Source organism: Mesorhizobium sp. LEGMi-168a (assembly GCF_058312955.1).
Genome location: NZ_JBZEGV010000004.1, coordinates 92,037 through 110,639 on the forward strand (window position 1 = coordinate 92,037; position 18,603 = coordinate 110,639).

An 18,603-nucleotide genomic window follows, 5' to 3' on the forward strand; every position below is an offset into this window, starting at 1 on the left:
TTCAGTTTGTCGAGATTTCGGAAAGCTTGACGGTGCGGCCCGAGGCGATGGAGCGGTAACCCGCCTCGACCAGCGCCATGGTCTTGACGTTGTCGGCAACGGAGAGCGCCGGCGGCGTGCCGGTCTTGACCGCGTGCTGCAGCTGTTCCATCACGCCGATGAAGGCCTGCGGGAACCACATCGTCTCCCAGCTTGGGCTCACCCATTCGCCGCCGGTCGTCTCGGCCGAGGCATAGGTCAGCGTCGAGGCCGCGCCCGTCGGCCAGCCGATGGTGCCCTTGGCTACGCCCTTGGTGCCGTCGACGCGCCAGTTGATGTGCTGATCGTCCTTGTAACCGTCCTGGCGCGGGCCGGACCACACATCCTCCAGTGACACCGCGAGCACGCCCGACGGGAAGCGCAGCGTCGATACCGTGATGCCGTCGGAATGATCGAAGCGCGTGCGCGGGTCCTTGCGCGTCAGCGTCGTGATCTCGTCGGGATCCCCGAACAGGAAGCGCAGCACGTCGAGATGGTGCACGCTCATATTGGCGAGCGTCAGCCGGTCGTAATCCTCGAGGAAGGTCTGCCAGTGCGGGATCGCGTGCATGTCGATCTGCGCGAAGACGATGTCGCCAAGCTCGCCATTGTCGATGATCTGCTTCAGGACGCGCATCGACTGGTCGTAGCGCATGTTCTGGTTGACCGAGAGGATCTTGCCGGATTTGGCCGCCTCGTCGCGCAGCTTGACCGCTTCCTCCACCGTCAGTGCCAGCGGCTTCTGCGCCAGGATCGCCTTGATGTGCTTCTGCTTCAGCGCGTGGCGGATCAGCGCCGGCTGCTGGTCCGGGGGGAAGGCAAGGTCGATGATCTCGACGTTCGGATCCTCGATCAGCTGTTCCGGCGTATCGTGCACCGTCGGAATGCCCCAGCGGGTGGCGACCTTCTCAGCATTCGCCTTGGTGCGCGAGGCGATCGCCACCACCGGGAAGCCGGCTTCCTTGTAGGCCGCCAGATGGCACTCGGCCATGATCATGCCGGCGCCGACGCAACCGATTTTGTAATCCTTGGTGCGAACCTTGACGTCCGGCTCGAAGCCCTTGCTTGCCATCTCTTCCTCCCGAAATTCTGTCCTCGCGGCGGCCGTCACAACGCGCCTCCGTCCTGGCCGAAATAATGCACGCGGGCCGGCTCGCAGGATATCGCCACCACCGCGTCCGGCCTGATGTCGGGCTGGCCGCGCAGCAGTGCCCTCACCCGCGCCTGCCCGGCGGCTAAAGTCACCACGGTGTAGCCGCCGAGCGGCTCGACCTCGAACACTCGTGCCGGGCGGCCCTTGCCCCCATCCGCCGTCTCATCGTCTGCCCACGGACGCACTTTGATGTCTTCGGGCCTGAGCCCGATCTCGATCGCCTCGGCCGGCGCCTTGGCGTCGGCGATGCGGATCGTCCCTTCGGCCGCCTCGACCCCGCCGGCGCCGCGCACCGAGGGCAGGATGTTCATCACCGGCGAGCCGAGCATGCGCGCCACATAGGCGCTTGCCGGACGATCGTAGATCTCGGCCGGCGCGCCGATCTGCCTGATGCGGCCGTTCTCCAGGATCGCCATGCGGTCGGCGACCGACATCGCCTCCTCCTGGTCATGCGTGACATAGATCAGCGTCTTGCCGAGCTCGCGCTGGATGCGCTTCAGCTCGACGCGCGTCTCCTCGCGCAGCCGCGCATCGAGCGCCGAGATCGGATCGTCCATCAGATAGGCGGCCGGGTCGCGCACCAGGGCCCGTGCGATCGCCACGCGCTGCCGCTCGCCGCCGGAAAGCTGCGCCGGCGGCTTGTGCAGGATATGACCGATGTGGAGCTTGGCGGCGACATCGGCGAGGCGCTTCTCGATCTCGGCTTCAGCGACCTTGCGCTCGACCAGCGGGAAACGGACATTGTCGCGCGCGCTCATATGCGGGAACAGCGCCAGGTTCTGGAACACCATGGCGACGTTGCGTTCCGCCGGCGAGACGCTGTTCACCGGCTTGCCGCCGATCAGGATTTCGCCCTCGTCGGGCGCCTCCAATCCGAGCACCAGGCGCAGGATCGTCGACTTGCCCGACAGCGGCGGGCCGAAGAAGCAGAAGAACTCGTTGTCGTTGACGGTGAACGAGGCATCGTCGACGGCAAGTGTTTTGCCGTAGCGTTTCGTGACATTGCGGAAAACGATATCGGCCATGTCTCAGCCCGCCTTCATTGCCAGGCCATTGGCGGCGTCGAAGACGCGCACCGAGGAAGCCGGCGGCGCGACGATCGCCGTCTGCCCGATCGACAGGCCGACATCGTTCTCGAACACCGCCTTCACCGCGCTGTCGCCCTCGCCAAGGTGGACGATGGTGCGCGCGCCGATCCTCTCGACGAAGCTCACCGGCATCGGCAGCCCGCGCTCGGCAAGCGTCACCTGCTCCGGCCGGAAGCCGTAAAGCACCTCTCCGCGCACCGCGCGCACGGCCGGAGCGAGTTCCTCCGGCAAGGGCGGCGTGATGCCAAGCGGCCCGAGATCGATCACCAGCCCGCGATCGCTTGTCGCGGGTCTGCCCCTGAGCAGGTTCATGCCCGGCGCGCCGATGAAGCGGGCGACGAAGACATTGGCCGGATTGTTGTAGACCTCGAGCGGCGTGCCGACCTGCTGCAGCACGCCGTGATCCATCACCGCGATGCGGTCGGCCATGGTCATCGCCTCGAGCTGGTCATGCGTGACATAGACCATGGTCTGCTTGAACTGCCGCTGCAGTTGCTTGAGCTCGGTGCGCATCACCGCGCGGAACGCGGCGTCGACGTTGGACAGCGGCTCATCGAGCAGGAAGATCGCCGGCTCCATGATCGCCGAGCGGCCGATCGCGACGCGCTGCAGGATGTTGACGGACAGCCGGTCCGCTTTGCGGTCGAGCAGCGGCGAAAGCTGCAGCATCTCGGCAATCGCGCCGACACGGTGGTCGATCTCGGCCTTGGCAGCGCCGCGCATCTTCGGCCCGTAGGCGAGGTTCTGGCGCACCGTCATATGGGTGAAGATAGCGTAATTCTGGAAGACGAAGCCGACGCCGCGCCGCCCCATCGGCACGCCGGCCATGTCGCGTTCGCCGAACAGGATCTTTCCGCCGGTCGGCTCCTCCATGCCGGCGATCATGTTCATCGTCGTCGACTTGCCGCAGCCGGAAGGCCCGAGCAGCGCCATGAACTCGCCGTCGGCGATCTCGAGGTCCATCGTCTTCAGCGCGGTGAAGTCGCCGAATTTCTTGACCAGGTTCTCGAGGTGGATCGCGCTCATGCCGGCACCTCACGCGCCCGTGCCATACGCTTCATGGCGTAGACAGCGACGACCGAGAGCACGATCAGGATGGCGAGAGCGATGGCCGCCACATAGCCCCAGATCAGGTCCTGGGTGGTGACCTTGTAGATGTAGACCGAGATCGTCTCGGTGGCCACACCGGGACCGCCGCCGGTCATGATGTAGAGCGTGTCGAAGACCTTGAAGTTCTCGATCACCCGGATCGCCAGCGCGATGATGATGATCGTCTTCATCTTCGGCAGCACGATGGTGGTGAAGCGCTGCCACGCATTGGCGCCGAGCAGCGTCGCCGCCTTCATCTGGTCCTCCGGCACGCCAACCAGGCCGGCGAGCAGGATCAGGAACATCAGCGGCGTCCACTGCCAGATGTCGGCGATCATGACGGCGATCAGAGCCAGCGTCGGATCGGAAAGCCAGGCGATGGTGACGGGCGTGCCGATGATCCGCGACAGGATGTCGTTCACCGGGCCGCCCGACTGGAACAGCATGAAGAACATATAGCCGGCGACCGCGGGCACGACCATCATCGGCATCAGCAGGATCGAATAGAAGATCCGCTTGCCGGGAAAGTCGTCGGCAAACAGCGTCGCAAGTGCCAGGCCCAGCAGGAACTCCGCCGGCACGCAGACGAGCATGACGATCGCCGTGCGCTGCAGGGCGCTCCAGAACCGCGTGTCGGCCGCAAGGTCGGTGTAGTTGGCGAAACTGTTCCACATCTCCCAGGCGTTCCACCAGCCGATGCCCGAAAGCGGCGACCAGTCGGTGACGCTGATGTAGAGCTGCATCAGGAGCGGGAAGGCCGAAATGAACAGCACCAGGATCTGCGCCGGCAAGGTCAGCCGGAAGCCCAGCCGCGCGCCTTCGTCCCGCAGAGCCGGCTTGCCGCGCGCGGCGCCCATCTCGTCCTCCGAAATCGTGGCGGTCACCGCGCTCATTGCTTGAGCGCTCCGAAGGTCAGCCCGCGCACCAGATGGCGCTGGATGGCGATGCCCATGATCACCGGCGGCACCGCCGCGATCAGGCCGAGCGCCGCCTTGGCGCCATAGAGCTGCCCGGTCATCGAGGACGACAGCGACGCCATGTAGACGGGGATTGTCACCCATTCGCGCGTGGTGAGCAGCAGCGCGATCAGATAGTCCGACCAGTTGAGGATGAAGACGAAGAGCGCGGCGCTCGCCAGCGGTGCGCGCATCATCGGCAGCGTGATGCGGGTGAAGACGCGCAGCCGGGAGCAGCCCTCGACAAGCGCTGCCTCCTCGATCTCGCGCGGCATGTCGTCGAAGAAGGTCTTCATCAGCCAGAAGGCAAAGGGCAGCGTGACGATGCCGTAGATCAGCGCCAGGCCCCACCAGCTGTCGGTGAAGTTGAGAAACGACCACATGATCATCACGGGGATCATCACGGCCATCGGCGGAAACAGCCTGAGCTGGATCAGCGCCAGCGGCAGGTTCTGGCCGGAGCCGAAACGTGACAGGCCGTAAGCGGCCGCGGTGCCCGCCGACATGGCGATCGCGGTTCCGAACACCGCCGAGAGCAGCGACGACAGGATCGGCTTCAGCGCCGTGCGGTCGAGCGCCACGATCAGGCTGTTGGTGGATTCACCGAACACGAACTGGAAATTGGCAAGCGTCGGATGCTTCGGCCACCAGGTCAGGTCGGCGCCTGTGGCCGACCACTCGCCGATCGGTTTGAAGGCCATCGACACCATCCACAGGATCGGCACCAGCGTCACCGCGATCGCCGCGAAGATCGCGGCGTAGCGGAACATCTCGAAAGGAATGGAACGCTTCATCTGGCTGCTTTGCTGGTGGCGTTGCTTGCGAAGGGGAGGAGCGCTCGCCCCTCCCCTCCTTTTCTGATCCAGGGAGACGGATCAGGCGATCGAGTCGAGAACCGTGGGCCAGGCCTCCTTGTTGGTCTTGATGGCTTCGAGGAGCTTGTCCTCGCCGGTGCGCCGCGCGATCTTCTTCCACTCTGCCTCGGTGTCGGCCATGGCCTGCTCCGGCGTCTTGGCCTTGGTCAGCGCGGCGACGAGATTCTCATCGAGCGCATTGTGGAAGGCCGTCGCGCCTGGATAGTTGATGGTCGGCACCGTGCGCGCCACCGTCTCGCGCACCACGTCCATGTGGTAGGCGTGATAGGTCTGGCGGACCAGCGGATCGGAGAAGTCCGAGAGGCGGAACGGATCGAAATAGCCGCCCGGGTTGGCCGTCATCCAGGCATAGATGCGGCTCGATCCGAGCCACTGCAGGAAGAGGTAGCAGGCTTCCGGATTCTTGGACTGCGCCGAGACCGAAGCCGACAGGTTGAGCCACAGCACCGAGCGGCTGACCAGCTTGCCGTCGATCTCGCGGCCGGGCGGCAGCATCGAGCCGATCTTGCCGGTGACCAGCGAATCCTTGTTGCCGGCATTATCGAGGAATTTTGGCAGGTTGGAGAAGGCGCAGGTCATCGCCGCTCCGCCCTTGGCGAAATTGCCATACTGCTCCGGCCAGCCCCACGAGATCGCGTCCGGCGAATGATGCGCCAGCGAATCGACATATTCCTTCGTCGCCGCGATGCCTTGCTCGGAATTGATCAGCGGCTTGCCTGCGTCGTCGAACAAATACTGGTTGGGCGAAGCCATCGAGACGTAGCGCTGGTACCAGTTGGTGTAGCCCCAGCCCTGGTTGCGCAGGTCGGTCGAGCCGAACAGGCCCTTGTCCGGGCGATGGAAGAAGGCGGCGATGTCGCCATGCTGCTTCCAGGTCCTGGGCGGCGCGAGATCGTAGCCGTACTTGTCCTTGAAGGCCTTCTTCTCGGCCTCGTCGCCGAACAGATCCGTGCGGTAGACCCAGGTCTGGAAGTCGCCGTCCAGCGACACGCCGTAGGTCGAGCCGCGATACTGGTTGAGCAGCGACACGCCCTTGGCGCCGTTGACGTAACCGCGCTCCGGATCGTCCCATTCCGGCTTGTGCTGGGCGACGAAGTCGTCGAGCTTGATGATGCCGCCGGTTTCGGCGAGGTCGCCGAGGCGGTTCCATTCCACCGCATAGATGTCATAGGCCCCACCCTTGGTGGAGATGTCCTGCATCGTCTTGGTGAATTCCTGGCCATTCGGCACGCCGACGATTTCAAGCGGAATGCCGGTTTCCTTTTCCCACAGATCCTTGATCGACGGCGCTCCCGCCGGGAACGGCTGCGTCAACTGGCCGATCGAACCGTCCGACAGGCCGAGCACGATCTTGGCCGGCGCCTTGCCGGCGCCCTTCATCGCCTTGATCGCCTCGATGGCGCGCCCTTCCGGTGTCTCTGGCCCGTACTGGTAGCGTTCGGCACCGTCAAAGCCGGTCGGCCCGCCGATCATGCCGGGGGCCAGCGCGTCGGCCGCAAAGGCGCGGCCGGGGCGAATGAATTGCGGGGCAATGCCGGCCGCGGCAACCAGCACCGCCGCCTTTCCTCCGGACGCCAGCAGACGGCGCCGCGAGACGCGGATCAAATCAGTCATTGGAACTCCTCCCTCAAGGGCCTGTTCCTCCATGGCCCTTATGAGGGATATTGACGGAACCATATCGAGCCTGTCAACATCATAAATACTCAAAACACGTCATAAGATCGCAAATGAGGGAGAGAATGCAGTTCGCCGAGCCAGTCACGTCGCACCCATTGCGTGGATTTGAGGGATTCTTGCATCGATCCGGCCGGCTTTGCCGGGCCTTCGCTGCCTTGTGTAACGCGTCGGCTTGCGTGCGGGCCAAGGCCGGTTACATCATTTCACATCAGAATCGCGGCTGCGGCTGAGCGGTTTTCCGGAACGGATTGGCAGCTGCGTGATTTTGATGCTTGCGATGAGGTGCTCGACGTGCGGTCAACCCTGACAGACATAGCCCGGGAAGCCGGCGTTTCTCCAGCCACGGTCGACCGTGTGCTCAACAACCGTCCCGGTGTGCGGGCGCGCACGCGCGAGATCGTCATCGAGATGGCGCAACGCCTTGGCTATATTGCCGAGACCCCGAACGGGACGCCGCAACGATCCGTGCCGGGGCAGACGATCAGGCTCGACTTCGCGCTGCCCGCCGGCACCAACTCCTTCATCAAGCTGCTGCATCGCCACATCGAGGCCCAGGCGCAGACGCGGCCCGATCTTGATGTGCGCGTGACGACGATCGAAGGCTTCAATCCCGACCGGCTCGCCCGCCTGCTGCAGGACCTGCATGGACAGACGCAAGGCGTCGGCGTGATCGCGCTCGATCATCCGACGGTGCGCGAGGCGATCCGCTCGCTGTCGGCCAGCGACGTCAAGGTCGTCACCATCGCCTCCGACATCCTGCATGTGCCGCGGGTCGCCTATATCGGCATCGACAACCGCGCCGCCGGCCGGCTTGCCGGCTATCTGCTCAACCGCTTCATGGGCGCCGGCCGTCCGGGCAAGGTCGCGCTGTTCGCCGGCTCTCTCGCCTATCGCGGCCACGAGGAACGCGAGATGGGTTTCCGCCATATCCTGACCGAGGAATCGCCCAACCTCGAGATCGTCGAGATGCGCGAAATGCTCGACGACCGCGAGAAGGCTTATTCCGAAGCCTCGGCCCTGCTGGAACGCCATCCCGACCTTGCCGCGATCTACAATGTCGGCGCCGGCAACACCGGCATCGCCCGCGCGCTCAAAGAGCATGGCCGCGCAAAAGACATCCTCTTTCTCGGCCATGAGGTGACCGACGGCACCAAGGAGCTCCTGCTCGACGGCACGCTCGACGCAGTGATCGACCAGAACCCGCGCGTCGAGGCGCGCGAAGCGCTCAACATCCTGTCCCACGCCGTCAGGGGATTGCCCTATGAGCTGCACCAGCCACGGCTGCAGGTGATCTTTCGCGAAAGCATCCCGGAGATTTGACCTGTATCAGGCGCCTATCAGAACCGTACTCTCCGGTGACCAGCTCAGCACTACCGGCTCGCCCTCAGCGAGGCGTTCGGCGCCGGTGTTCTGGACGATCACCTTCAAAGTCTGACCATCTCGCTCGACGAAATAGGTGCTGTTGTTACCCGCGAAGATACGCTTGGAGACCTGCCCCTTGAGCGTGTTGGCATTGCCTGCATCAGGCTTTGCCGTGCCGGTCGAAATCTTGATGCGCTCCGGCCGCACCGCGCAGCTTGCTTTTGCGCCCGCCGCGACAGACGCACCCGAAGCGGCGGCGATAGCTGTGCCATCCGACAGCCTTATGCCGTTGCCGGTCGCATCGCCGCGGAAGATGTTGGCGTCGCCGAGGAAGGTCGCGGCGAACTCGCTTTGCGGCCTGTCGTAGATCTCCTCTGGAGGCCCCTCCTGCACCAACCTGCCGTCGCGCAGGATGCCGATGCGGTCGCTCATCGTCAGCGCCTCTTCCTGGTCGTGGGTGACGAAGATGGTGGTGATGCCGATCTCGCGCTGGATGCGCTTCAATTCGATCTGCATGTCGACGCGCAGCGCCTTGTCGAGCGCGCCGAGCGGTTCGTCGAGCAGAAGCACGCGCGGCTTGGTGACGATGGCGCGCGCCAGCGCGACGCGCTGCCGCTGGCCGCCGGAGAGCTGATGCGGCCGGCGGCTGCCGAGCTTGCCGAGCTGGACGAGGTCGAGCGCGCGCTGCACCTCGGCGGCGATCGCCGCCTTCGGCTCGCCGCGCACCGAAAGGCCGAAGGCGACATTGTCGGCGACGCTCATATTGGGAAACAGCGCATAGTTCTGGAACACCATGCCGATGCGCCGCTTCTCGACCGGCACGCGCTCGACACTTTCGCCGCCGATGGCGATGCGGCCGGAATCGGGAAAGTCGAAGCCGGCGATCTGCCGGAGCAGCGTGGTCTTGCCGCTGCCCGACGGTCCGAGCAGCGCGTAGAAGCCGCCATCTGGAAAATCGATCGAGACGTCGTCCAGCGCCTTGTGCGCGCCAAAACTGCGGGAGACGTTGGCTACCCGGACGCCGGCCATTATTTTTCTCCGCCGAATTTGAAGAAGCGCGCCGTGAGCAGCATCAGCGCCATCGACACCACGATGATGATCGTCGACACCGCGTTGATCTCTGGCGTGAAGCCCTTGCGGATCGCGGCATAGATTTCGACCGGCAGCGTCGTCTGGCCGGGCGTCGACAGGAAATACGAGACCACGAACTGGTCGAACGACACGGCGAAGGCAAACAGCCCGCCGGCAATGACGCCGGGCATGATCCATGGCAGCGTGACGCGGACCGTCACCTGCCACTGGTTGGCACCCAGCGAACGCGCCGCCTCCTCCAGCTCCGGGGCAAAGGTCTGCAGCCGGGCGGAGACGACGACGATGACGTAAGGCAGCGCCAGCGCGACATGGCCGAGCAGGATGGCGACCAAGCCACGACCGATGCCGATGCCGAAGAAGAAGATCAGCATCGCCGTGCCGGTGATCAGCCAGGGAATGGCGATCGGCGGGAACAGCAGCGCCTGCAGCAGTTTCTTGCCGTGGAACTCGTAGCGGTAGAGCGCGAGCGACGCCATCGAGCCCAGCACCGTCGAGATGATCGTCGTGGTAACCGCGATCTCGATGCTGTTCCAGGTCGCCGCGATCAGCTGGTCGTTCTGCCAGAGCGAAGCATACCAGTCCGTCGTCCATTCGAGCGGCAACTGATAGAAGGGCGAGGCGTTGAACGACATCAGCGCCATGATGATGATCGGCAGATAGAGGAAGCCGAGCAAAAGCACGATGTAGAAGCGCCCGAGCCATTCAAGCATGCGCGTCGTCGCCATCAACCGGCCCTCCGCAAGACCGGTGCCGCCAGCGCCAGGATGATCAGCACGACGGCGAGCAGAATAAAGGAGAGCGCCGCGCCCAGCGGCCAGTTGAAGACGGCGACGAACTGGTCCTCGATGATGGTGCCGTAAAAAGTGCCGGTGCGGCCGCCGAGGATGCGCGGCTCCATGAAGGAGCCGACCACCGGCACGAAGATCAGCGCCGCACCTGCGATCAAACCGGGCATCGACAGTGGGATGATCACCCGCTTGAGCACCTGCAACCGCGACGCGCCCAGCGAGCGGCCGGCCTCGATCAGCGAGTCGTCGATCGCCTGCAGCGTCAGATAACAGGTCAGCACCATGTAGGGCACATAGGAGTGCACCAGGCCGATGATCACGGCCGGATAGGAATACATCAGATCGATGTTGATCTTGAACGGCAGCACGGCGTTGAGCGCCGTGTCGAGGATGCCGCCCTCGCGCAGCACCATTGCCCAGGAGAAGATGCGCACCAGCCCGTTCGACCAGAACGGCAGGATGACGAGCAGGAAGATCGCCTCGCGGCTGCGGCCCTTGAGAACCTTGGCCAGCACATAGGCCGCCGGATAGCCGATGACGGCGCACCACAGCGTGACCTCGAGGCCGAGCCGCAGCGAAGCCAGCAGAAGCGTCAGATAGAGGCTTTGCGAGAAGAAGGCCGCGTAGTTGCCGAGCGTGAACGCCCATTCCTTCCCTGCGAGCGGCAGGTCGGTCATGAAGGAGAAGAACACCATGGCCGACAGCGGCAGGAAGATCGCCACCGTCAGCCACAGATAGGCAGGAAGGAGAAGCGGCAGGGCCGGCCTCAGCCCGCGGCGCGGACCGATCGCAAGCTGGTCAGCCATTTTGCCTCTCCTCCCCGAAAAACGCCGGTTACTTCACGTTGACCTTCAGCTCCTGCCAGAGCGCCAGGTATTTCTCGCGCTGCTCGTCGGTGACCGGCGCCTGGAACTGGATGCGCTTGGCGACCTCCGGGCTGCCCATCACCTTGCGGTTGAAGGCGTCCTCGGGCAGCGCCTCCACCGCCTTGGTGTTGGCCGAAACCGGCGCGCCGACCTTGGTGACCCATTCGACGTAGAATTTCGGGTCGATCATGTAGTTGATGAACGCCTCGGCGCCGGCGACGTTCTTGGAGCCGGCGGGAATCGAGAAGGCATCGAGCCAGGCGACGGCGCCCTCCTGCGGGATGACCAGCTCGACCGGCAGCTTGAAATGCGTCTTGGCGCGGTCGGCCGAGCCGCTCCAATAGGTGCCGATGTCGATCTGGTTGGAGGCGACCATCTGGTTCCAGTCGTTCTCCGAGCTCCAGAAGGTCTTGATCTGCGGCATCAGCGAGGTGAGCTTTGCCTTGACCGCATCCATATCCTTGATGTCGTTGATGTTCTGGCCGCTGGCAATCGCCCCGAACTGCACCGCTTCGACGGCGTCGTCGCGGATGATGACGCGGCCCTTGTGGGCCGGATCCCACATCTCGGCGATGCTCGTCGGTGGCTTGTCGAAGGATTTTTCGTTGATGGCTAAGGCGGTGAGACCCCACACCCACGGCACGCCATAGACCTTGCCGTCATGGTTGAGCATCGGCGAGCCGGCTTTATCCTTGCTGACGTCGGCATAGTTGGAGAGCTTCGATGTGTCGATCGGCTGGATCAGCTTGCCCGCCATCGCCTGGTCGTTGAAGGCGGCGTTGATCATGACGACGTCGTAGAGGCCCGGATTGGTCCTCAGCTTGGTCAGCATCTCCTGCTCGGAATTGAAGAAGTCGTTGACCACCTTGAAGCCGGTCGCCTTCTCGAAATTGGCGACCGCCCAGGGCTCGTCGGCGCCGTAGCCCTTCCAGTTGAGCACATGCACTTCTTCGGCGGCCTGTGCGGCAAGGGCGGAAACGAAGACGGCGGTCGCCGTCAGAAAAGCGGTCAGTCTGGGCATGCGCATGTTTGTTTTCCTCTCATTGTTTGCCCGGTTGACGGGCTTGTTAAGTCGCAGTCGCTTCCTCCTGGCCATGCGCGGTCGTCGCTTGATCGCGATGGCTCAGGAATTCCTGGATTGCTGAATCCGTCGGCGCCGAAGATCCGCCATGGCGGGTCACGGAAAGTGCCGCCGCGGCGTTGGCGTAGCGGGCCGCCTCGCAAGGCGGCAGGCCGCGCGCCAATGCGCTGACGAAGGCGCCGATATGGGTGTCGCCGGCGCCGTTGGTGTCGACGGCTGGGACCTCGAAACCGGGGATCGCCCGCGTGCCGCCGTCGGCCATCCGCACCAGGCAGCCATGCGCCCCGGCGCGGATGACGACGCCTGCTGCATTCTGGCAGTGCTCGGCCAGAAGCCGAATGGCAACCGTCTGGGCATCACCGGCGCCGGCGATTTCGGCCGCTTCATTCGTGTTGCAGCTCAGCAAGGTCGTGCGCGCGAGCACCCGGTCCAGGATCGAGCGCGGAATCTCCGCAATCACTGGCGTCGGATCGAAGACGAAGGGAATTTCCGCCGGCAGCGCCTCGATCCAGTCAGCGAGCGCGTCGCGGCTGCCGGGATAGCTCAGCGTATAGCCGGAGGCGAAAACCCAATCGCCCGGAACGACTTGGACGGGCGCCATCATGTCGAGCGTGAGCACGCTTTCAGCGCCCGGCCATGAGACAAAAGTGCGTTCGGCGTCACCGCTGATCATGGCGACGCAATTGCCGCTGTCCATCAAAGGCGACGGTGGCGTCAGCGTCTCGATGCCTTCAACGGCGAAAGCAGCGCGCAGGAAATCGCCGTCCGGTCCGGTACCCAACTGGCCGCCGAACGCGACCTTCATGCCGGTGCGGCTCGCCGCGACCATCATGTTGAAGCCGCCGCCGGCCACCCGGGCGTAGCTCGTCGCGGTCTTTTCGGTGCCCGGCGCCGGCAAGGTATCGATGCGGTAGACATAGTCGACCACAGCGCTGCCGACATGGACGAGACGCCCGCTCATGCGGCAGCCTCCTTGCCCGAGCCGGCCTTCGCGGTTCGCGCCGCGACCAGGTCGACGGCCAGCGCGCGGACCTCGGCAAGGTCGATGCCCTTGAGCCTGGCGATGCGATCCTGCGGCAGCCGCGACAAGCCCGAGCAGGCCCCCGCCATGCCGGCGGCGATGGCGCCGATCGTGTCGGTGTCGCCTCCGAGATTGGCGCTGATGACGGCAGCCTGCCATGCATCGCCTTGCGCCACCTCCAGCACGGCGAATGCCGCCGGAACCGATTCCTGGCTGGCGACGCCGGTGCCGATCAGGTCGACGATCAACCGGACTGCCTCTTTGTCTCCCTTGCCACGGACGAGTTCCTGCGCCCAGAGGATACGCGCCGCGATGTCGCCCCCGGTAACCCAATGGCCGAGCGCGGCACCTAGCTTTGCCGCCGCGACGGCATGACCGGAAGCCGCGCGCCAGTCGCCGCCCGAAACACCAAGGCTGACCGCGGCAGCGACCGCGGCGGCGGAGGCAATGGCGATCGACGTGTTGTGCGTGGCCCGGCAGGTCTCCGCCACTTTGGCGACCAGCGCGTCAAGCGGCTCGGGCGACATCGTGATGCCGACCGGCGCGATGCGCATCGCCGCGCCATTGGTGTCGCCGCCTCGCCCCGCCTCTTCCGCCGGCACGCCGTCATTGATGGCGTCGATGGCGCGCTTGGTCGACGGCCCAAGCAGGTCATAGCTGCCGCGCGCCTTTACATCCCGCTCCCATCCGAGCAGCGCGTTGACCCAGCGCGCATGGTCGAAGCGCTCGCCGGAGCTGATCAGAATGCGGCCGAGCAGCAACGCCTGTTCGGTGTCGTCGGTGATGGCGCCGGCCGGCAGCCCTTTCGACACCGGATGATCGGCGGCGGGCGCGACGAAGTCCTCGACATGGCCGTAGAGTTCAGCGATGCGGTCGGGCGACAAAAGCTGCGTCGGCATGCCCAGCGCGTCACCCAGCGCCCCGCCGATTAATGCCCCCATTGCCCGGTCAAGTGCGTCGGCCGCCATGCTCAGAACTCCAGATGCAGGGCGAAATGCGCCGGGTTGAGCAGGCTGGTGACGAATTCGATGGCGCGGCCATCGGCGGCGCGGGTCAGGCGCCGCGTGCGCAAAAAGGGCGTGCCCGGCGCGCAATCGAGGATCGCGGCATCGGCGGCGCTGAGCATCTCGATGTCGACCCATTCCTCGCCATGATCGGGAACGAGCCCTGCCCCGCGCAACGTCTGGTGGAGCGTGCCTTCGCGCAGTCCGCGCAACGGCACCTCTTCCAATTCGGGCGATAGCGGCAAGCGGCTGCGCTCGATCGAGATGGCGTGACCGTCATCGGCGTTGGTGCGCGCGCGATCGACGGCAATGAAGGATGGGTTCTCGACACCGAGTTTTGCCGCGAGCTCGGCGTCCTCGATGATCTCGAGCCTCAGCGTCCGGGTTTCGGCATTGGCGCCGGCATTGGCGAGCGCGCGCGACCAGCCGATCGCGTCATCGACCGGCATGCCGTCGAAAGTGACGAAGGAACCGATGCCGACTTTCGTGGTGATGAGCCCGCGATTCGACAGTTCTTCGAGCCCTTTGCGGACCGTATTGCGGCTGACGGAGAAGCGCTGCACGAGCTCGTTCTCGCTCTGCAGGCGGTCGCCGAAGCCGAGCATGCCGGAGCGGATCTCATGCTCCAGAACCGTCGCGATCTGCTCGGGCTTGCCGGTGCCGGGGGAGAGCTGCGTCGCGCGACGGACCATATCGATACCTGTTCAATGAACCTGTATAATCCTGTTCATTAGCGCATCTGAAAGCAAGCGTCAACGGCACTCTGCCGGACAATCAACCGAACGCTAGACGAAGAAGAACTCTTCCACCCGCCGCTTTGCCTTCAGCAGCACCGGCAGGATCTCGCGTTCCATCGTTTCGACCGAGAAACGCGCCGATTGCGTTGAGACATTGATGGCGGCAACGGAGCGGCCGGCACGGTCGTTGATCGGCACGGCTATCGAGCGCAGGCCGAGTTCCAGTTCCTCGTCAACGATGGCGAAGCCGTCCGCCCTCGCCTTGTCGATGGCCTTGCCCAGCGCGGCACGACCGGTGATCGTCTTCGGCGTCCGCCGCTCGATGGTCGCTTGCGTCAGGAAGGCCGTCAATTCATCCGCCGCCAGGCCGGAAAGCAGCACGCGTCCCATCGACGTGCAATAGGCCGGCAGCCTCGTGCCGACATCGAGCGCAACGCTCAGGATGCGGCGGCCGGGAATGCGGGCGACATAGACGACGTCCTCGCCCGACAGCACCGCCGCGTTGCAGGCCTCGTCGAATAGACCCGCCACCTCGCGCATGATGGGCGTCGCGAAGGCCCACAGCGAAGCGCCGCTGAGCCATGTCCGGGCGACGGTCAAAAGGCGCGGCGAGAGCGAAAACAACCGGCCCGATTGCGTCGCGTAGCCGGTGGCAGCCAGCGTGAGCAGAAAGCGGCGGGCGCCGGCGCGAGTCAGGCCCGCTTCCTCGGCCATCTCGGTCAGCGTCATGCCGGCCGGATGGCGGGCAAGGATTTCCATCACTGCCAGGCCGCGTTCCAGCGAGCCGACATGATCCCGCGATGCTGCTTCGTCTTCCATGGACGTCTCCTGGCTGGCGTTGACTCTGGTCAGGACGGCACGATAAGAATATCACATAGGAAACTAATGTTCGCAATGCGAACTTTTACATCTCCGGAGCCGCCACGATGGTCAAGTTCCTGCCGCTGAAAGAGGCTGTCGCGGAGAACCTGCATGACGGCGATACGGTCGCCTTCGAAGGTTTCACCCATCTGATCCCGACCGCCGCCGCGCATGAGGCAATCCGCCAGGGCTTTCGCGACCTGACGCTGATCCGCATGACGCCCGACCTGATCTACGACCAGATGATCGGCATGGGCATGGCGAAGAAGATCGTCTTCTCCTATGTCGGCAATCCGGGCGTCGGCCTGCTCAGGCGCGCCCGCGACGCCATCGAGAACGGTTTTCCGCGCACGATAGAGGTCGAGGAGCACAGCCACGCCGGCATGGCCAATGCCTATGAGGCTGGTGCCGCCGGCCTGCCCTGCGCCGTGTTTCGCGGCTATCGCGGCGCCGGCCTGGCAGCGGTCAATCCTAACATCAAGTCCATCACCTGCCCGTTTACCGGCGAGGTGCTGGCCGCCGTTCCCGCGATCCGCCCCGACGTCACCTTCATCCACGCGCAAAAGGCCGACCGGAAGGGCAATGTGCTGGTCGAAGGCATCATCGGCATCCAGAAGGAAGCCGTGCTTTCGGCAAAGCGCGCCGTGGTGACGGTCGAGGAAGTGGTCGACAATTTCGACGACCTCCATCCCAACCTCACCGTGCTGCCGGGCTGGACGATCGCGGCGATCGCGGTCGTGCCCGGCGGCTCGCATCCCTCCTACACGCATGGCTACTACGAACGCGACAACGCCGCCTATCTCGAATGGGAGGAGATCGCCGCCGACCGCGACCGCTTCCAGGCGTGGATGCAGAAGAACGTCATCGAAAGCACCGCGGACGACTTCGCCGCCCGCGTCGAGCATCTGAGGAAAGCCGCATGAGCGACGGTCTGGATTTCACCCCCAACGAGATGATGACGATCGCCGCCAGCCGCGCGCTGAAAAGCGAGGACGTCTGCTTCGTCGGCATCGGCGCGCCGTCGGCCGCCTGCAATGTCGCGCGGCTGACGCATGCGCCAGACATCACGCTGATCTACGAAAGCGGCACGATCGGCACCGCGCCGGACGTGCTGCCGCTGTCCATCGGCGATGGCGAATTGTGCGAGACGGCGGTGACCACGGTCGCGGTGCCGGAGATGTTCCGCTACTGGCTGCAGGGTGGCCGCATCTCGATCGGCTTCCTGGGTGCGGCCCAGTTGGACAAGTACGGCAACATCAACACCACCGTCATCGGCGACTATGCGCATCCGAAGACTCGGCTGCCCGGCGGCGGCGGCGCACCGGAGATCGCCACCTCGTCGAAACAGGTCTACATTACCATGGCGCAGTCGAAGCGCGGCATGGTCGAGACGATCGACTTCTTCACCTCTTTTGGCCACGGCGAGGGCGGCGACCATCGCAAGCGCCTCGGCATTGATACGGCCGGCCCGACGCTTTTGATCACCGACCTTGCCATCTGGAAGCCGGACCCGGTGACCAAGGAATTCACCGTCGTGTCGCTGCATCCTGGCGTCACCCGCGAGCAGGTTCAGGCGACCTGTGGCTGGGTCGTAAAATTCGCCGAGGCCCTTGACGAGACGCCGGCCCCGACGGAACTCGAGCTGAAGACATTGCGCGACCTGCAGGCCCGCACCAAAGCGGCGCATCAAGGGACCGCCAAAGGGAAAGCTGCATAGATGGCCGAAGCCTTCATTTGCGATTACATCCGCACGCCGATCGGCCGCTTCGGCGGCGCGCTGTCCTCGGTACGTGCCGACGATCTCGGTGCCATCCCGCTGAAAGCGCTGGTCGAGCGCAACCCCGGCGTCGACTGGGCGGCGGTCGACGATGTCGTCTATGGCTGCGCCAACCAGGCCGGCGAGGACAACCGCAACGTCGCGCGCATGGCGCTGCTGCTGGCCGGCCTGCCCCAGGATATCCCGGGCTCGACCGTCAATCGCCTGTGCGGCTCCGGCATGGACGCCATTACCATCGCCGCGCGCGCCATCAAGGCCGGCGAGGCCGAGTTGATGATTGCCGGCGGCGTGGAATCGATGAGCCGCGCGCCTTTCGTTATGCCGAAGGCCGACACCGCCTTCTCGCGCAATGCGGAAATTTACGACACCACTATCGGCTGGCGCTTCATCAACCCGCTGATGAAGAAACAGTATGGTGTCGATTCCATGCCGGAGACCGGCGAGAACGTCGCCGAGGATTTTTCCGTCTCGCGCGCCGACCAGGACGCTTTCGCCGTACGCAGCCAGGACAAGGCGGTGGCCGCGCAGGCCAATGGCCGGCTGGCGAAAGAGATCACGCCCGTGACCATCCCGCAGAGAAAGGGCGATCCGGTTGTCGTGTCGAAGGATGAACATCCGCGCGCCGGCACGACCGTCGAGGCGCTGGCCAAACTGCCGACGCCGTTCCGGCAGGGCGGCACGGTGACCGCCGGCAATGCCTCCGGCGTCAATGACGGCGCGGCCGCCCTCATCGTCGCCTCGGAAGCGGCGGCGAAGAAACATGGCCTGGCGCCGATCGCCCGCATCCTCGGGGGCGCCGTCGCTGGCGTCGCGCCGCGCATCATGGGCATCGGTCCGGCGCCGGCGACGAAAAAGCTCTGTGGCCGCCTCGGCCTGACACCCGATCAGTTCGATGTGGTTGAACTCAACGAGGCCTTTGCATCGCAAGGCATCGCGGTGCTGCGCCAACTCGGCATCGCCGAGGACGCTGCGCACGTCAATCCGAATGGCGGGGCAATCGCGCTTGGTCACCCCCTTGGCATGTCGGGCGCCCGCATCACCGGCACGGCGGCGCTTGAGCTGCGCGAGCGCAGCGGCAAGCTTGCTTTAGCCACCATGTGCATCGGCGTCGGCCAGGGCATTGCGATCGCGCTGGAGCGGGTGTGACGGTTTTCGCCA

18 protein-coding genes are annotated in these 18,603 nt (G+C 65.0%); 4 read left to right on the forward strand and 14 right to left on the reverse strand.

Annotation, left to right across the window (positions count from 1 at the left end; all coding sequences use genetic code 11):
- Window position 1: 1 nt before the first annotated feature.
- The 6 genes from AC4FWB_RS07700 to AC4FWB_RS07725 form a co-directional block, all read right to left on the reverse strand.
- Window positions 2-1,090, reverse strand: coding sequence for a Gfo/Idh/MocA family protein (locus AC4FWB_RS07700; RefSeq protein ID WP_491025344.1), 1,089 nt, complete (start codon window positions 1,088-1,090; stop codon window positions 2-4).
- Window positions 1,091-1,125: 35 nt separating this feature from the next.
- Window positions 1,126-2,196 (reverse strand): ABC transporter ATP-binding protein, encoded by a 1,071-nt coding sequence (locus AC4FWB_RS07705; protein ID WP_491025345.1) that lies wholly within the window; start codon window positions 2,194-2,196, stop codon window positions 1,126-1,128.
- A gap of 3 nt (window positions 2,197-2,199) precedes the next feature.
- Window positions 2,200-3,285: an ABC transporter ATP-binding protein gene (locus AC4FWB_RS07710; protein WP_491025346.1), complete on the reverse strand. Its 1,086-nt coding sequence runs from the start codon at window positions 3,283-3,285 to the stop codon at window positions 2,200-2,202.
- Complete coding sequence (locus AC4FWB_RS07715; RefSeq protein WP_491025348.1) at window positions 3,282-4,241, reverse strand: carbohydrate ABC transporter permease; 960 nt, start codon at window positions 4,239-4,241, stop codon at window positions 3,282-3,284. Before AC4FWB_RS07715 ends, AC4FWB_RS07710 begins: the two co-directional genes overlap by 4 nt.
- Window positions 4,238-5,098: a carbohydrate ABC transporter permease gene (locus AC4FWB_RS07720; RefSeq protein ID WP_491025350.1), complete on the reverse strand. Its 861-nt coding sequence runs from the start codon at window positions 5,096-5,098 to the stop codon at window positions 4,238-4,240. Before AC4FWB_RS07720 ends, AC4FWB_RS07715 begins: the two co-directional genes overlap by 4 nt.
- A gap of 81 nt (window positions 5,099-5,179) precedes the next feature.
- Window positions 5,180-6,793 carry an extracellular solute-binding protein gene (locus AC4FWB_RS07725; RefSeq protein WP_491025351.1) on the reverse strand — a complete coding sequence of 538 codons (1,614 nt, stop codon included), beginning with the start codon at window positions 6,791-6,793 and terminating at the stop codon, window positions 5,180-5,182.
- A gap of 354 nt (window positions 6,794-7,147) precedes the next feature.
- On the opposite strand from AC4FWB_RS07725, the gene AC4FWB_RS07730 reads away from it, so the two are divergent.
- On the forward strand, window positions 7,148-8,176 hold the full coding sequence (locus AC4FWB_RS07730) for a LacI family DNA-binding transcriptional regulator (RefSeq protein WP_491025352.1): 1,029 nt from the start codon (window positions 7,148-7,150) through the stop codon (window positions 8,174-8,176).
- Between the two features lie 6 nt (window positions 8,177-8,182).
- On the opposite strand, the gene AC4FWB_RS07735 is transcribed toward AC4FWB_RS07730, so the two are convergent.
- From AC4FWB_RS07735 to AC4FWB_RS07770, 8 genes are all read right to left on the reverse strand, one after another.
- Entirely contained in the window at window positions 8,183-9,247 is a 1,065-nt protein-coding gene (locus AC4FWB_RS07735; RefSeq protein ID WP_491025353.1) for an ABC transporter ATP-binding protein, read from the reverse strand.
- Entirely contained in the window at window positions 9,247-10,035 is a 789-nt protein-coding gene (locus tag AC4FWB_RS07740) for an ABC transporter permease (RefSeq protein WP_491025354.1), read from the reverse strand. The genes AC4FWB_RS07735 and AC4FWB_RS07740 overlap by 1 nt, the downstream gene beginning before the upstream one ends.
- The gene (locus AC4FWB_RS07745) at window positions 10,035-10,904 is read right to left on the reverse strand and encodes an ABC transporter permease (RefSeq protein WP_491025356.1); all 870 of its coding nucleotides are present in this window, start codon (window positions 10,902-10,904) and stop codon (window positions 10,035-10,037) included. The genes AC4FWB_RS07740 and AC4FWB_RS07745 overlap by 1 nt, the downstream gene beginning before the upstream one ends.
- Window positions 10,905-10,932: 28 nt before the next feature.
- Complete coding sequence (locus AC4FWB_RS07750) at window positions 10,933-11,991, reverse strand: ABC transporter substrate-binding protein (RefSeq protein WP_491025358.1); 1,059 nt, start codon at window positions 11,989-11,991, stop codon at window positions 10,933-10,935.
- Window positions 11,992-12,031: 40 nt separating this feature from the next.
- On the reverse strand, window positions 12,032-13,006 hold the full coding sequence (locus AC4FWB_RS07755) for a PfkB family carbohydrate kinase (protein WP_491025359.1): 975 nt from the start codon (window positions 13,004-13,006) through the stop codon (window positions 12,032-12,034).
- Window positions 13,003-14,034, reverse strand: a complete 1,032-nt coding sequence (locus AC4FWB_RS07760; protein ID WP_491025360.1) for an ADP-ribosylglycohydrolase family protein — start codon at window positions 14,032-14,034, stop codon at window positions 13,003-13,005. The genes AC4FWB_RS07755 and AC4FWB_RS07760 overlap by 4 nt, the downstream gene beginning before the upstream one ends.
- Window positions 14,035-14,036: 2 nt before the next feature.
- Entirely contained in the window at window positions 14,037-14,762 is a 726-nt protein-coding gene (locus AC4FWB_RS07765) for a GntR family transcriptional regulator (protein WP_491025361.1), read from the reverse strand.
- 93 nt (window positions 14,763-14,855) lie between these two features.
- Window positions 14,856-15,626: an IclR family transcriptional regulator domain-containing protein gene (locus AC4FWB_RS07770; protein ID WP_491025362.1), complete on the reverse strand. Its 771-nt coding sequence runs from the start codon at window positions 15,624-15,626 to the stop codon at window positions 14,856-14,858.
- A 107-nt stretch (window positions 15,627-15,733) separates the two neighbouring features.
- On the opposite strand from AC4FWB_RS07770, the gene AC4FWB_RS07775 reads away from it, so the two are divergent.
- Genes AC4FWB_RS07775 through pcaF form a run of 3 tightly spaced genes read left to right on the forward strand, consistent with a single transcriptional unit; the run spans window position 15,734 to window position 18,591 of the window.
- Window positions 15,734-16,591 carry a CoA transferase subunit A gene (locus AC4FWB_RS07775; protein ID WP_491025363.1) on the forward strand — a complete coding sequence of 286 codons (858 nt, stop codon included), beginning with the start codon at window positions 15,734-15,736 and terminating at the stop codon, window positions 16,589-16,591.
- Complete coding sequence (locus AC4FWB_RS07780) at window positions 16,588-17,385, forward strand: CoA-transferase subunit beta (RefSeq protein WP_491025365.1); 798 nt, start codon at window positions 16,588-16,590, stop codon at window positions 17,383-17,385. The genes AC4FWB_RS07775 and AC4FWB_RS07780 overlap by 4 nt, the downstream gene beginning before the upstream one ends.
- A complete protein-coding gene (gene pcaF, locus AC4FWB_RS07785; RefSeq protein ID WP_491025366.1) occupies window positions 17,386-18,591 on the forward strand; it encodes a 3-oxoadipyl-CoA thiolase in 1,206 nt (401 codons plus the stop codon). It begins immediately after the preceding gene.
- The last annotated feature ends 12 nt before the right edge of the window (window positions 18,592-18,603 follow it).

What these genes read in the sequence shown, in the direction of transcription:
- AC4FWB_RS07725 (WP_491025351.1), bottom strand. Translation starts at nt 6,793, where the DNA reads ATGACTGATTTGATCCGCGTCTCGCGGCGCCGTCTGCTGGCGTCCGGA.
- AC4FWB_RS07770 (WP_491025362.1), bottom strand. Translation starts at nt 15,626, where the DNA reads ATGGAAGACGAAGCAGCATCGCGGGATCATGTCGGCTCGCTGGAACGC.
- AC4FWB_RS07720 (WP_491025350.1), bottom strand. Translation starts at nt 5,098, where the DNA reads ATGAAGCGTTCCATTCCTTTCGAGATGTTCCGCTACGCCGCGATCTTC.
- AC4FWB_RS07710 (WP_491025346.1), bottom strand. Translation starts at nt 3,285, where the DNA reads ATGAGCGCGATCCACCTCGAGAACCTGGTCAAGAAATTCGGCGACTTC.
- AC4FWB_RS07700 (WP_491025344.1), bottom strand. Translation starts at nt 1,090, where the DNA reads ATGGCAAGCAAGGGCTTCGAGCCGGACGTCAAGGTTCGCACCAAGGAT.
- AC4FWB_RS07740 (WP_491025354.1), bottom strand. Translation starts at nt 10,035, where the DNA reads ATGGCGACGACGCGCATGCTTGAATGGCTCGGGCGCTTCTACATCGTG.
- AC4FWB_RS07760 (WP_491025360.1), bottom strand. Translation starts at nt 14,034, where the DNA reads ATGGCGGCCGACGCACTTGACCGGGCAATGGGGGCATTAATCGGCGGG.
- AC4FWB_RS07715 (WP_491025348.1), bottom strand. Translation starts at nt 4,241, where the DNA reads ATGAGCGCGGTGACCGCCACGATTTCGGAGGACGAGATGGGCGCCGCG.
- AC4FWB_RS07735 (WP_491025353.1), bottom strand. Translation starts at nt 9,247, where the DNA reads ATGGCCGGCGTCCGGGTAGCCAACGTCTCCCGCAGTTTTGGCGCGCAC.
- AC4FWB_RS07750 (WP_491025358.1), bottom strand. Translation starts at nt 11,991, where the DNA reads ATGCGCATGCCCAGACTGACCGCTTTTCTGACGGCGACCGCCGTCTTC.
- AC4FWB_RS07755 (WP_491025359.1), bottom strand. Translation starts at nt 13,006, where the DNA reads ATGAGCGGGCGTCTCGTCCATGTCGGCAGCGCTGTGGTCGACTATGTC.
- AC4FWB_RS07775 (WP_491025363.1), top strand. Translation starts at nt 15,734, where the DNA reads ATGGTCAAGTTCCTGCCGCTGAAAGAGGCTGTCGCGGAGAACCTGCAT.
- AC4FWB_RS07780 (WP_491025365.1), top strand. Translation starts at nt 16,588, where the DNA reads ATGAGCGACGGTCTGGATTTCACCCCCAACGAGATGATGACGATCGCC.
- AC4FWB_RS07765 (WP_491025361.1), bottom strand. Translation starts at nt 14,762, where the DNA reads ATGGTCCGTCGCGCGACGCAGCTCTCCCCCGGCACCGGCAAGCCCGAG.
- AC4FWB_RS07705 (WP_491025345.1), bottom strand. Translation starts at nt 2,196, where the DNA reads ATGGCCGATATCGTTTTCCGCAATGTCACGAAACGCTACGGCAAAACA.
- pcaF (WP_491025366.1), top strand. Translation starts at nt 17,386, where the DNA reads ATGGCCGAAGCCTTCATTTGCGATTACATCCGCACGCCGATCGGCCGC.
- AC4FWB_RS07745 (WP_491025356.1), bottom strand. Translation starts at nt 10,904, where the DNA reads ATGGCTGACCAGCTTGCGATCGGTCCGCGCCGCGGGCTGAGGCCGGCC.